This window comes from Campylobacter concisus (assembly GCF_902460845.1).
Lineage (GTDB): Bacteria > Campylobacterota > Campylobacteria > Campylobacterales > Campylobacteraceae > Campylobacter_A > Campylobacter_A concisus_X.
The window spans coordinates 125573-138916 of the sequence record NZ_CABPVS010000006.1 but is presented as its reverse complement, the minus strand read 5'-3'; the positions used below and the strand labels follow the sequence as shown (position 1 = coordinate 138916).

Genomic DNA, 13344 nt, shown 5'->3' with positions numbered 1-13344 from the left:
GTCGGTTATGAAGTTGGGATTATATTTCTTTTATACTTAATTTTAGATTAATAAGGAAAAATTTTTGAAAAATTTTTTATTTACTTTGTTATCTGTTTTTATTTTTACAGGTTGTGTAGCTACCAAAACACCGCAAAATTCACAAGCTTTTCAAGTTACTTTATTTTCTCCGATGGTCAAGATAAATGATGTTGGATTTTTCCATAAATATAAAAATGAGCTAAATTTGCAAATTTATAGCTCTGGCGTAAATACCGCAAACATAAACATAAGAGATAAAATTTGCATAAATAGTGCTTGCTTTAACAAGACTGAGTTTAATGAGAAATTTTTTCTAGCTCCGCACTATGAGAGCCTTTTTGAAGAAATTTTGCAAAGACAAAAGATTTATGATGGCAAGGGTTTGACGGCTACGGAGTGTGGCTTTAGTCAAGATCTAAGTTCATATTTTATAAAATACGAGGTTTGCGACAACTACGTCAAATTTATAGATAGCAAAAATAAAATAAGAGTGATAATAAAAGAGTTAAAATGAGATACATAGGAGCTCACGTAAGTGCGGCTGGAGGCGTGTTTAACGCTCCGTTAAATGCTGCAAAAATAGGAGCAAATGCCTTTGCGCTTTTTACAAAAAATCAACGCCAATGGAATGCAAAAGAGCTAAGCATCAGCGAAATAGAGCAGTTTAAAGAAAACCTAAAAATTTCTGGCATAAGCACAAAGCATGTTTTACCACACAGTAGCTACTTGATAAATTTAGGCCATCCAGATGAGGAGGCAAGAGCAAAGTCGCTTGAAGCCTTTGTGGATGAGATAGATCGCGCCAGCAAACTTGGACTAGAGCTTTTAAATTTTCATCCAGGCTCACATCTAAAACAAATAAGCGAAAAAGAGTGCTTAGATAATATCGCAAACTGCATGAATGTGGCACTTAAACGCACAAGCGGTGTAAAGCTAGTCATCGAAAATACAGCTGCACAAGGCTCAAATTTAGGCTTTAGTTTTAAGCAGATTGCTTATTTGATAGAACGAGTAGACGATGAGAGCAGAGTTGGTGTTTGCTTTGATACCTGTCACGCATTTGCTGCTGGATACGATCTAAGAAGCAAAGAGGCCTATGCCAAGACGATGGGGGAATTTGATGCGATCATCGGCTATAAATTTTTATCCGGCATGCATTTAAATGATGCAAAATTTGGGCTTGGCTCGAAAAAAGATAGGCACGAGAGTCTTGGCAAGGGTGAGCTTGGATTTAGTGCTTTTAAAAATATAATAAATGATGATAAAATAGGCGAAATTCCTTTAATATTAGAGACGATTGACGAGAGTATTTGGGAAGACGAGATAAAAATTTTAAGAAATTTCGAAAAGGAAAAACTATGAAAAAAGTGCTATTAAGCATTATTGCAACATCTACTTTGCTAAATGCTGGAGGTTATAAAGTTCCTGAGCAAAGTGCTGATTCTTTAGGTCTTGCTGCTAGTAACGTAGCCTTTAGTTTTGGGGCTGATGCGGCATATTTTAACCCTGCAAATATGATGTTTTTAGATGGACGCCATCACATAGAAAGTACCCTTGGCTGGTTTCATATAAATAAGCTTGAGTTTAAAAGTGATAGTGGCAAAAGCTATAGGTCAGAAAAATTTGACTCACTAGCTGGTACATTTAGTTTTGTAACGCCAGAAATTTATGAAAACTGGAAATTCGGTTTAGCTCTTGCCGTTCCTGCTGCTGTTGGTGTATCGTGGGAGGATCCAGCTACCGCATTTACCGCTAAAAGGTTTAAGCTGCAAGTTGTTGAGCTAAATCCAACCGTGGCTTACCGCATAAATGATCAACTTGCCGTTGCTCTTGGCGCTAGAGGTGTTTACACAAAAGGTAAGATAGCAAGTGACTTTGGACGAATAGGCTACAGAGAGATAAAAGGCGATGGTATGGGCTATGGCTATAATGTCGCGCTTACTTATAGACCTATTGAAGATTTAAGCTTTGCTGTTACTTACCGCTCAAATGTAAATTTAGAACTTAAGGGCCATACAGATGCTGATTTTAAAGGACGGTTTGCGTCTATAAGTTATCATGGAAAGACTAGAGTTGAGATACCGCTTCCTGCTCAGTTAGTGCTTGCTGCTGGCTATAAATTTAGTGATCTAACTGTTTTACTAGCTTTTGAGCGAACATACTGGTCTAAATTTAAAGAGTATGATTTTGAATATTTAGATAAAGGTCCTGCTCACTCGAATCAAGCTTTTGCAAGATTCATGGATGATCCAGTCATTAAAAATGCAAAAGATACAAATACGTATAGATTAGGTCTTGCCTATGATGTCAATGAAAAGCTTAGATTAATGGCTGGTTTTGCTTACGATGAAGACATTACAAGCAGCAAGCATACTGGATTAGAGCTTCCAAATACTACGTCTAAGGTATATTCTTTTGGAGTAAATTATAAATTTACACCAAATCTTGAAATGGCACTTGGATATGTTTATCAACACCGTGATAAGAAGCGTGCTACAGGTATTACCAACAGTATTGCCACAAAAATGTCAGGGGAATTTGATACTGGTACGATCCAAATCCTTGGTACGACTTTTAAATATACATTTTAGTTAGGGTCAATAATGCGATACTCTTATAATAATTTTTATGAAATTTTAACCAAAGTAGCAAAGGAAAATCCAAATCAAGTAGTTCTTTTTGAAGAAAAAGAGAAGCTAAAATATCGAGAATTAAAGCAAAATGTCGATAAAGTGGCAGCTTATTTGCAACTTGCTGGAGTAAAATTTGGTGATAAAGTAGCTATGGCAGTTACAAACTCGAAAGAATTTATCATCTCATACCTTGCGATAACCGCAATAGGTGGTATTGCAGTGCCTATGAATACTTTTTTAAAAGCAAACGAGTTTGAATATATCATAAATGATTGCGGTGCAAAGGTGCTTTTTGCGTCTAGCTCGCTTGCAAAAGAGTTAATCGCATTAAATGAGCTTGAAGCTTTAAGAAAGATAATCTGGATCGGTGCAATACCAAAGAAGCTTCAAAGTGCTTCAAAAGATGAATATATAGACACTGATGAAGAGTATGGCGAGAGCGCGTATCTTACTTCAACACCTCAAATTTCAAAAGAGGATATGAGCAAGGGCTATGAAAATAATGGGCTCGTTAAAAACATAAATTTTACAGAAACTCTAAATCATAAATACGCTCTTAGTATCACAAAGTATCCGGTAATAGATGATTTAATGCATATAATTTACACTTCAGGCACTACTGGCAAGCCAAAAGGTGCGATGATAAGCTATAAAAATATCTTTTCAAATTTAATTGGAGCTCATGATCGTTTTATAGTGAAAAAAAGCGATCGTTTCATAGTCTTTTTACCGATGTTTCATAGTTTTACGCTAACTGCAATGGTGTTGCTTCCGATATTTGCGAGCGCTTCGATGGTTCTTGTAAAGTCGGTATTTCCGTTTTCAAATGTGTTAAAGCAAACTTTGCTAAAGCGTGTAACTGTATTTTTAGGAATACCAGCTATCTATACAGCTATCGGTAAGGCAAAAATTCCTTGGTATTTTAGATGGTTTAATTGTATTAGGCTATTTGTAAGTGGTGCTGCTCCGCTTGCAAAGCAGACTATTGATGACTTTAGGGTAAAATTTCCACGTGCAACGTTAGTTGAGGGATACGGACTTAGTGAATGTTCTCCAATTGTAGCTGCAAATTTATATGATAAACAAAAGCTTTTAAGTGTAGGACCTGTGCTTGATGGCTATGAGGTGAAGATCGTAAATGATGAGATGATGGAGCTTCCAACCGGAGAGATCGGTGAGATCATCATTAAGGGCGACTGTGTCATGCAAGGCTACTACGGTATGCCAAGCATCACCGACGAAACTATCATAAATGGTTGGCTAAAGACTGGTGACTTAGGCAAGGTTGATGAAGAAGGCTTTATCTACATTGTTGATCGTAAAAAAGACCTCATTATATCAAAGGGTATCAACATCTATCCGCGCGAGATCGAAGAGGTTATTTACAAACTTGAAGCAGTTGAAGCAACAGCAGTAATTGGCGTAAAAGACGTACATGCCGATGAAGAGGTTGTCGCTTTCATACAAGTAAAAGATGGCATGGATCTTGATGAAAAAACAGTAAGAGAGCATCTAAGGAAAAATTTAGCGAATTTCAAGATACCAAAGAGTATCTATTTTGCCGAAGAGTTGCCTAGAAATGCCACTGGTAAGGTGCTAAAACGTGTATTAAAAGAGCAAATAGAGCAGATGAAGGATAAATTTTAGTGAAATACTTGCTTGATTTTTTAAACCAGGACCTCAAAAAAAGCAAAATTTATGAGCTGATAAAGTGCGGCGATGAAGAGGGAGAAATTTTAAAATATCTAAGTAAAGCTTATGTGCAAGGAACAGCTAATATGAGCGTTTTTGAGCTACTTGGAGCAGTCTTTGGCACGCAAAATGATAAGCAGCTTTTGTATCTAAAATTTATAAAAAATTTGCTTGATAGCGGTTGGATTGTACAAAATTATGGTCTTTTTAAAATACCTGAGAGCACACAAAGGGCTTCAGCTCAAGGGCTTCTTTCGTTGCTTCATTCTGAAATTTCTCTATCAGCCACATTTTTAAAAATTCTTGAAGATGGTAACGCTGATATAAATTTGCCAGAACTTACGCCATATGAGGATCATTTGGAGTATTTAAAAGATCAGTTTTTAAAGGTGGAGCTTTACTCAAAGGCTGCTATTTTTGAAAACAGCTCAAGTGATGCCAAAAAGCGAATAAATGAACAAATTTCTGAACTTACAAAGCGAATCAACGAGCGCGTAAAACTAAGCAAGATCAGCCTAAAAATAGAGCAAATTTTTAAAGAAAACTCACTTGACGAAAAAGAGCAGATCATATTTTTAGCCCTTTTAAAAGAGGAGTACGCGGGCGACTTTGAGAACGGCCGTGATCTAAACACACTAGTCGGACTAATAAGCAAAGACGAGTTTGAACGCATCAAAAATCGCACGCTTTTAGAGGACGGCTCAAGGCTCATTGAAGGTGCGCTGATCGATTATGACGAGGTTTTAAACGCTTATGGCAATGTAAGCAAGAGCTTTTTTATAAATGAAGATATTTTGCAAAGCATAATGCACCCAAAAAATGACAAAAATAGCAAGAAGATCAAGATCGAAAGCCTAGTAAAAGAGCAAGAAATTTTTGAACTCATTGAGCCGGTAACTAGCCTAGAAGACGTCGTGCTAAATGAAAAGACAAAGCAGCTTTTAAGCACAATACTAAAACAAGTCGATAAAAAAGTGCTCGCCAGACTTAGCAGCTGGGGCATAAAAACTAGGAAAAATATAGATGCCAAGATCATCTTTTACGGCGAGCCTGGCACTGGTAAAACCATGAGTGCCGTTGGGCTTGCAAAAAGCCTAAAGAAGCAAATTTTAAGCTTTGACTGCTCAAAAATTTTAAGTAAATATGTCGGAGAGAGCGAGCAAAATGTAAGGAAAATTTTTGATACTTACAAAGAAATTTGCAAAAAAAGTGGCAGTGAGCCGGTACTTTTGCTAAACGAGGCCGATCAGTTTTTAAGCACGAGAGTGGAGAGCTCGAGCGGGGCTGAAAAGATGCATAATCAAATGCAAAATATCTTTTTAGAGCAGATCGAGCGCTTTGAAGGCGTGCTAATCGCTACGACAAATTTCTTACAAAGCCTTGATGTTGCGTTTTCTAGAAGGTTTGACTACAAGATCGAGTTTAAAAAGCCTGATTTTAACGGCAGGCTTGCCATTTGGCGTAAAATTTTGCCTGAAAATGCGAGCTTTGAAGATGGCTTTAGCGTAGAAAGACTGGCTGAGTTTAACCTAAGTGGCGCTCAGATCGTCCTTGCGCTAAAAAATACTGCTTTAAAAGTAGCGATAAAAGATGATGGGATTTTTACCTTTGAGGACTTCAAAACGACGATAGAGCGCGAGCTAAACTCAAGTTTTGGTGAGGATAAAAAGATGGGATTTGGCTCTTAAGCCTTTCTCTCTTGATTTTATTGTTTGTATAAATTTAAATAAATATAAATATAGCAAGAGCCACTGACATTGACGAGAAATTTGCTTTTACCTAATTAGAATTTATGCGTTTGCCGCCGCCAAAGTCATGGAAAGTGTGAGCTAAACTTAAGCTTTGATGAGAAAAAATAGGTTTTGGCTATTAAGCTCTTCCAAATTTTACTATCTCATGTAGCATATGCTTTGCGTCACTTGGCAAAGTCTAAAGCGCTAGGGATTACTGATATAAACGTAAAATTTTGCTTTCATAGTTAAATTTACGCCATGATTGCTACCAAAATTTACAGCAAGACAGATATCAGCGCATAATCACTTAGTATAAATTTAGCTTGCTCGCCTGTTTCAAATTTACTACCGCAGTTTTGTAAATGAGTAAGTTTTTGTAAAACCCAAATTTTGAAATTTGCCCACTTTGTGATCGCTGTTTGGAATGCGTATGGTACTTAGAAAGAGTTTTACTAAAACCTTGTCATTTTGCGTAACACAAAATACCGTCCTTACGAAGTTTAAAATAAAAAGTCCATAAATTTCAAATTCTCTTCTATGATATTTGTAGTAGCACTTTTTGAAATTAAAAAAGAGATGAAAAAATAGAAATTTATAGGTCTTTGAGTGCAATTTTTACATCCGAAACAAAGAAGTAATGCGTGATCACTTTAACAATTAGTATAAAAAATTGATTATATTTTTAGCAGCCAAATTTTGTAAAAAAGCTTGAAATTTTAGAAATCTACTGATTGATCTTGTCAAGCAGCTCTTCGACCTCTTCAAGCGCAAAGACCTCTTCTGAGCTCTGTTTTAAGAAGCTCTCCATAAATTCTTTCTTCGAGATCGCAAGATCAAGCTCCTTGTCGCTACCCTTTTGATAAGCACCGATACGAAGCAAGACTTCGTTTTCTTTTAAAAGCGAGTAAAGACGCTTAAATTTCATCGCATTTAGCTTGTGCTCTTTGCTGATCACATCGCCCATGACACGCGAGGCCGAGTTTTGGATATTGATAGGTGGATATATGCCAAAGTCCGTTAGCTCACGACTTAGCACGATGTGGCCGTCTAGGATAGAGCGGCTTTGGTCAGCTATCGGATCGCTCATATCATCGCCTTCAACTAGCACGGTGAAAAATGCCGTGATACTGCCCTTACCCTCCTCTTTGCCGGCGCGCTCCATTAGCTGTGGTAAGAGCGTGAGTGAGCTTGGTGGATAGCCTTTTGATGTAGGTGGCTCGCCAAGCGCAAGGCCGATCTCGCGCTGTGCCATCGCAAAACGTGTTACGCTATCCATGATGAAAAGCACGTCATTTCCTTGTTGTTTGAAGTACTCAGCCACGCTCATCGCACAAAATGCGCCGTATTTTCGCATGAGAGAGCTATCATCACTGGTCGCTACGATGATGACCGTACCATCTAGGTCACCGCCTAGGTTTTTCTCGATAAATTCAGGCACCTCACGGCCGCGCTCGCCTATTAGTGCGACTACTTTTATCGGTGCTAGTGTGTTTTTTACGATCATACCCATAAGAGTTGATTTACCCACGCCTGAACCTGCAAAAATTCCCAGCTTTTGCCCCTTGCCGCAAGTAAGCAGTCCATCTATCGTCTTTATACCAACGCTAAATGGCTCGTTTATAAGCCCTCTTTTCATCGCATCTATCGGCGCTCTCATGATCGGCATATATTCAGTCGTTTCAATCACTCCTTTGCCGTCTATGGGCTTCATAAATGGATCGACCACGCGGCCTAGCAAATTTGGCCCCACCGGTATGCTCATGCCCTGATCGCTCTCATAGACGAAGTCGCCTATCCTAAATCCCTCAACAAAGCCAAATGGGCTGATATAAGCGCCATCTGTCTTTATCTGTGTAACCATGCCAAGACCATTTTTGCTCTTATCTTTTGCGACTATTCGCACGATGTCTCCGATGCTTGGACGAAGTCCAGTGATCTCGATAGTAGTAGCTGTGATTTTAGTTATGATGCCAAAGGTGTTTGAGAGCTTCATGCCCTCTTTAAGCTTTAAATTTATATGCTCTAAGCTCAAAAATGCGTTTCCCTAGGAGAGTTTATAAGCGAAAAAAATTCTCGCCTTGTGTCTGCGTTTTTGATAAAGCAACCTCTAAGCGCTGAGGTCGTGGTGGTTGAGTTTATCTTTTGCACACCCCTCATCTCAACGCACATATGTCTAGCCTCGACGACAACTCCAACACCTTTTGGAGCTATTACGTCCTCAAGTGCTTTTGCTATCTGCTCAGTCATTTGCTCTTGAATTTGCAAGCGTCTTGCGTAGATATTTACCATGCGTGGAATTTTACTAAGCCCAACGACCTTGCCATTTGGGATATACGCCACATGCACACGGCCGATAATAGGCAATAAATGGTGCTCGCAAAGACTGTAAAATTCGATGTTTCGCATCAGAACCATTTCGTTATTTGAGCTAGTAAAAAGTGCGTCACCAAGAACCTCTTTTGGATCTTCATCATATCCGCTAGTTAGAAATTTAAATGCTTTAAAGACACGCTCAGGCGTCTTTATAAGGCCTTCTCTATTTGGATCTTCGCCTATAATCGTTAGCATGTTTTTAACCGAATTTTCAAAACTCTCTTGCATAAATTTTCTCCATAATTTTATTGCTAGATTCTACGTTAAAACGCCTTTTATATCTATAAAAATTTACAAATTTACAATGAAATAAGGAAAATTCTGCTATATTTTGGGCTAAAAATTTGTATTCATAAAGGAATTAGATGGAAATCAAAACAAAAGCTCTAGATAGCGTAAATACCTTAGCAAGCACGACTATAAGTGCAGATGCTATAAAATCTAGCGTAGAGAAACTAGCAAAAAAAGCAACAAAAACTATGAAAGTAGACGGCTTTAGACAAGGCCATGTGCCAGTTGCTATTGTGCTAAAACGCTACGAGAAAGAGCTAACAAACGATGCCGAGCAAGATGTCTTAAGAGATGTTGTTGATGAGGCTATAAAACAAGCAGGCAAGAAAAATGATGATCTTATCGGCGAGCCTATCGTTTCAAAATTTGACAGAAAAGATGATAAGATCGACGTTGAGCTAACAGTTTCATTTAAACCAAGCGTTGATGTGAGCGGCTATGAGAGCTTGATACCTGAGTTTTCAAACCCACGTGTTTTGAAAAAAGATATCGATGAGAAAAAAACTGAACTTTTAAAAATGATAGCTCCACTTGAGAAAATTGATGGCAAAAGAGGTCTAAAGGTTGGCGACTTTGCTAAATTTGACTTTGAAGGCTTTGTTGATGGCGTTGCATTTGATGGTGGCAAGGCTGAAAACTATGTGCTTGAGATCGGCTCAAATCAATTCATCCCAGGCTTTGAAGATGGCATGGTAGGCATAAAAGCTGGTGGCGAAAAAGATATCGAGGTTAAATTCCCAGAAAACTACGGCGCTGCACATTTAGCTGGCAAAGATGCTGTTTTTAAAGTCAAACTTCATGAAATTCAAGAGAAAAAAATTCCTGAAAAACTAGATGAAGAGATGCTAAAAACTTTACTTCCAAATGAAGAAAAACCAACTGAAGAGGTACTTGATGAGCGTATAAAAGAGCAAATCCGCCAAGAGAAAATTTATAAACTTATAAATGATGAGCTTAAGCCAAAATTTGCTGAAGCTGCGGTTGAGAAATTTAAATTTGACGTGCCAAAAAATATTGTCGAGCAAGAGATTGATATGCAGTTTAGAAACGCATGGAGCTCATTTACTCCAGATGATATGAAAAAATTTAGAGAGGATAAAGATGCTCTTTCTAAAAAACGTGATGAGTTTAGAAAAGACGCTGAAAATAGCGTTCGTTTAACTTTCATCATTGATGAACTAGCTCGTGTAAGAGGCGTAAAAGTAAGCGATCAAGAGGTTGTTCAAGCGATCTATTTTGAGGCGTATAGAAGCGGACAAGATCCAAAAGCACACCTTGATATGTACCGCAACCAAGGCATGCTTCCAGCTATAAAGATGTCAATGATCGAAGAGAAGCTATTTGGTGAGCTCTTTAACAAAGAAAAAGACGAAAAAAAAGCAAGTAAAAAAGAGAAGGCCGAGTAATGAGCTATTACGTTCCTGTCGTAGTTGAAAGAACTAGTAGAGGTGAGCGAAGCTATGATATATACTCCCGTCTTTTAAAAGACAGGATCGTTATGCTAAGTGGTGAGATAGAAGACGGCATGGCCGCTTCTATCGTCGCTCAGCTGCTATTTTTAGAGGCTGAGGATCCAGACAAAGATATCTATCTTTATATAAACTCACCAGGCGGCGTGATAACAAGTGGCTTTAGTATCTATGACACGATGAACTACATAAAGCCAGATGTTTGCACGATCTGTATCGGTCAGGCTGCTAGTATGGGTGCATTTTTGCTAAGCTGTGGCGCGCCAGGTAAAAGATATGCATTGCCAAATTCTCGCATCATGATACACCAACCACTTGGCGGTGCTAGAGGACAAGCGACTGATATCGAGATACAAGCTCGTGAAATTTTGCGTATGAAAGAGATTTTAAACGGAATTTTGGCCAAAAATACAGGTCAGAAGCTAAGTAAGATCGTAAAAGATACTGAACGTGACTTTTTTATGAGTTCGGCCGAAGCCAAAGAGTACGGACTTGTTGATAAAATTTTGGAGAAAAGTTTTAAATAAGGCCCAAAGTGATAAAGATAGATAATGCACCAGACCCTAAGAAAAAAGCGGTTGAAGTAAAACATACTCTAGAAAAAGAAAAGGTAGATATCTACAGATTTTCAGAAAATGTTTTGCATGAATTAAGTGACGATAATGTTCCATCTACGCCAAACAATTACTCTATTTATTTTGAGAAAATGCTTGATGGACAGCCTGATGAATTTAGAAAAGAGATCGGTGATATGATAGTTATAAATTCCGAGATCTCAGTACCATCAGGCAGCAATATATCTATTGAAAAAGAGATAAAGCAAGGATTTATCCAGATAAAAAGTATGCTTCAAGCCGTGGTGCTAATCTATAAAAATTTAGGCATCATGAGAGGCCTAGTGCAAAAGCGTATGGATGCACTCAAAAACAATACAAATATCCTAGCTCTTCAAAATGTTTTAAGCGCATTTAATCATGACCTAATAAAATTAAACAGCCTTATGGATAAACATCTTGATGTCATTAAAGTAAGCTATGACGAAGTAGCCAAGATGCTTAAATCTATTGAAGAGCAGTCGATTTACGATACGACATATGACGTCTATAATAAAAAATTTCTAGTAGCCACAGTGCAAAGTGAAGTAGAAGCCGTTAAAAGATATGGCTATAACGCATCTTTTTTACTAGTAAGAGCAAAAGATAGATTTACAAATCGTGTTAAAAATTTAAAAGAGCGAAACAATATGTATAAAGCTATATCACAGCTTCTTTTAAGAACTTCTAGAAGAAGTGATATAGTAGCTCATTACGGTGATGGCTGTTTTGCTATGGTTATGAAATATACTGATGAAAATGGCACAAAACAAGCCGGTAGCAGAATTTTAAATATGCTTTCATCTATACCTTGGAAGATTGATGGTGAAGAGTGCAAGCTTGATATCCAAGTGGTTTCAAGCATGATAACAAAAACAAGAAGTGCTGAAGAATTAATCTCTTACTCGTTAGATCAACTAATACTAACACAAGATGATAAGCAGCCTATATTTTTGGGTGAATAAGTAGGAGTTTGAGCTTGATCTTAGAGGTTTTATCTTATCCAAATAAAAAGCTTTACGAAGTCTCAAAAGAGGTTAAAAATTTTGATGAGGAACTTCACAAACTACTTGATGATATGTATGATACGATGATCGCAAAAGAAGGCATCGGCCTTGCTGCTATTCAGATAGGTATCGCAAAAAGAATTTTTATTATAAATTTAGTTAACGAAGAAGGCGTGCAAGATAAAGAAAATCTAATTGAGATAATAAATCCAAAATTTGAGCTACGTGAGGGTGAGTGCATCTACCAAGAGGGCTGCCTTAGCGTGCCTGGCTTTTATGAAGAGGTAAAAAGAAGTGAGACTGTTGGCATAAAATATCAAGACCGTTTTGGCAAAGAACAAAGCTTAAGAGCTGATGGGCTTTTGGCTATTGCTATCCAGCATGAAAATGATCATTTAGATGGACATCTTTTTATAGAAAAAATAGGCTTTAATAAACGTAAAAAATTTGATAAGGAATACAAAAAGCAAAAAAAAGAAAAAGCTTCATGAAGTCTTTAAGATGTGCTACTTATGGCGATGGGCTAAAGATAATTGATGTTGAGTCTATCTTCTCTCGTGGGCTTCCTGGTTTTAGCATCGTTGGGCTTGCAAGCACAAGCATCAAAGAGAGTACAGAACGCGTAAAAGCAGCACTTCTAGCACTTGATTTTTCTTTTCCAGCACAAAAGATAACCATAAATTTATCCCCATCCGACCTGCCAAAAAGCGGCTCGCATTTTGACCTGGCTATCGCTCTTCTTATAGCTCTTCAAAAGGCAAAAAGCTTAGAGAAAATTTTTGTCTTTGGCGAGCTTGGGCTTGATGGAAGCGTAAAAAGTACAGTAAATTTATTCTCAATCCTTCTTTTTTTAAGCACACAGGTAAAAAATACAAAAATTCTAGTACCAAAAGAGATAGCACAAAAGGCTTCTATGATCCCAAATTTAGAGATTTATGCGGTTAGTACTCTAAAAGAGGCGATTAGATTTTTTAATGACGCAGAATTTACAAAAAGTATACGTTTTATCGCCACGCATGAGCTATTTTCAAACGTGATAGAAATTTCTGGCAAAAGATATGTCCCAAATTTAAATTACGAGCTTGATTTTAAGGATGTTTTGGGTCAAGAAAGAGCCAAAAGAGCCTGCGTTATCGCAGCCGTTGGCATGCACAATATTTTATTTGAAGGTAGCCCAGGCAGTGGCAAGAGCATGTGTGCAAAACGCCTAGTCTATATCATGGCGCCACAAAGTTTAGAGGAGGTGCTAAAGTCTGCCGCCTACCGCTCTTTAAACCTTCAAGATAGCGAATTTACAAGCACTAGAGCCTTTCGCTCACCGCACCACACCTCAACAAAAAGCTCGATCTTTGGCGGAGGCTGTGAAATTCAATAAAAGTTGCGAATAGTTCAATAAAAGTTGCGAACATATGTTGTTTTTTATAATTTATAAAAATACTTTATTTTAAAAGGATTATTTAATGATCTTTTATATATAAATTTTTAAGCTTAGAATAGAACAAAATAGATTCTAAGGAGTGCTCAGAGGGCTT

At 37.6% G+C, this 13344-nt stretch carries 11 protein-coding genes and 1 pseudogene; 10 read left to right on the top strand and 2 right to left on the bottom strand.

What is annotated here, in order from left to right; all coding sequences use genetic code 11:
- Positions 1-64 precede the first annotated feature (64 nt).
- Genes F3H00_RS09105 through F3H00_RS09085 form a run of 5 tightly spaced genes read left to right on the top strand, consistent with a single transcriptional unit; the run spans position 65 to position 6034 of the window.
- Positions 65-535, top strand: coding sequence for a hypothetical protein (locus F3H00_RS09105; RefSeq protein WP_148800106.1), 471 nt, complete (start codon positions 65-67; stop codon positions 533-535).
- Positions 532-1383 (top strand): deoxyribonuclease IV, encoded by an 852-nt coding sequence (nfo, locus tag F3H00_RS09100; protein WP_148800109.1) that lies wholly within the window; start codon positions 532-534, stop codon positions 1381-1383. The genes F3H00_RS09105 and nfo overlap by 4 nt, the downstream gene beginning before the upstream one ends.
- Entirely contained in the window at positions 1380-2612 is a 1233-nt protein-coding gene (locus tag F3H00_RS09095; protein WP_148800112.1) for an OmpP1/FadL family transporter, read from the top strand. The genes nfo and F3H00_RS09095 overlap by 4 nt, the downstream gene beginning before the upstream one ends.
- Before the next feature lie 12 nt (positions 2613-2624).
- Positions 2625-4301, top strand: a complete 1677-nt coding sequence (locus F3H00_RS09090; protein ID WP_148800115.1) for a fatty acid--CoA ligase — start codon at positions 2625-2627, stop codon at positions 4299-4301.
- The gene (locus tag F3H00_RS09085; RefSeq protein WP_148800117.1) at positions 4301-6034 is read left to right on the top strand and encodes an AAA family ATPase; all 1734 of its coding nucleotides are present in this window, start codon (positions 4301-4303) and stop codon (positions 6032-6034) included. Before F3H00_RS09090 ends, F3H00_RS09085 begins: the two co-directional genes overlap by 1 nt.
- A gap of 769 nt (positions 6035-6803) precedes the next feature.
- Here F3H00_RS09085 and fliI read toward each other — a convergent pair.
- Positions 6804-8096: a flagellar protein export ATPase FliI gene (gene fliI / locus F3H00_RS09080; RefSeq protein ID WP_410369061.1), complete on the bottom strand. Its 1293-nt coding sequence runs from the start codon at positions 8094-8096 to the stop codon at positions 6804-6806.
- A gap of 11 nt (positions 8097-8107) precedes the next feature.
- The gene (folE, locus tag F3H00_RS09075) at positions 8108-8680 is read right to left on the bottom strand and encodes a GTP cyclohydrolase I FolE (protein WP_021090409.1); all 573 of its coding nucleotides are present in this window, start codon (positions 8678-8680) and stop codon (positions 8108-8110) included.
- Between the two features lie 137 nt (positions 8681-8817).
- On the opposite strand from folE, the gene tig reads away from it, so the two are divergent.
- The 5 genes and pseudogenes from tig to F3H00_RS09050 form a co-directional block, all read left to right on the top strand.
- The gene (tig, locus tag F3H00_RS09070) at positions 8818-10149 is read left to right on the top strand and encodes a trigger factor (protein ID WP_148800124.1); all 1332 of its coding nucleotides are present in this window, start codon (positions 8818-8820) and stop codon (positions 10147-10149) included.
- Positions 10149-10739 carry an ATP-dependent Clp endopeptidase proteolytic subunit ClpP gene (clpP, locus tag F3H00_RS09065; protein ID WP_054196008.1) on the top strand — a complete coding sequence of 197 codons (591 nt, stop codon included), beginning with the start codon at positions 10149-10151 and terminating at the stop codon, positions 10737-10739. The genes tig and clpP overlap by 1 nt, the downstream gene beginning before the upstream one ends.
- 8 nt (positions 10740-10747) lie before the next feature.
- Positions 10748-11770, top strand: a complete 1023-nt coding sequence (locus F3H00_RS09060) for a GGDEF domain-containing protein (RefSeq protein WP_148800126.1) — start codon at positions 10748-10750, stop codon at positions 11768-11770.
- Between the two features lie 14 nt (positions 11771-11784).
- Positions 11785-12303: a peptide deformylase gene (gene def / locus F3H00_RS09055; RefSeq protein ID WP_148800289.1), complete on the top strand. Its 519-nt coding sequence runs from the start codon at positions 11785-11787 to the stop codon at positions 12301-12303.
- A pseudogene (locus tag F3H00_RS09050) lies at positions 12300-13172 on the top strand (magnesium chelatase domain-containing protein); the annotation flags it as partial. The gene def and the pseudogene F3H00_RS09050, both read left to right, overlap by 4 nt.
- Between the last annotated feature and the right edge of the window lie 172 nt (positions 13173-13344).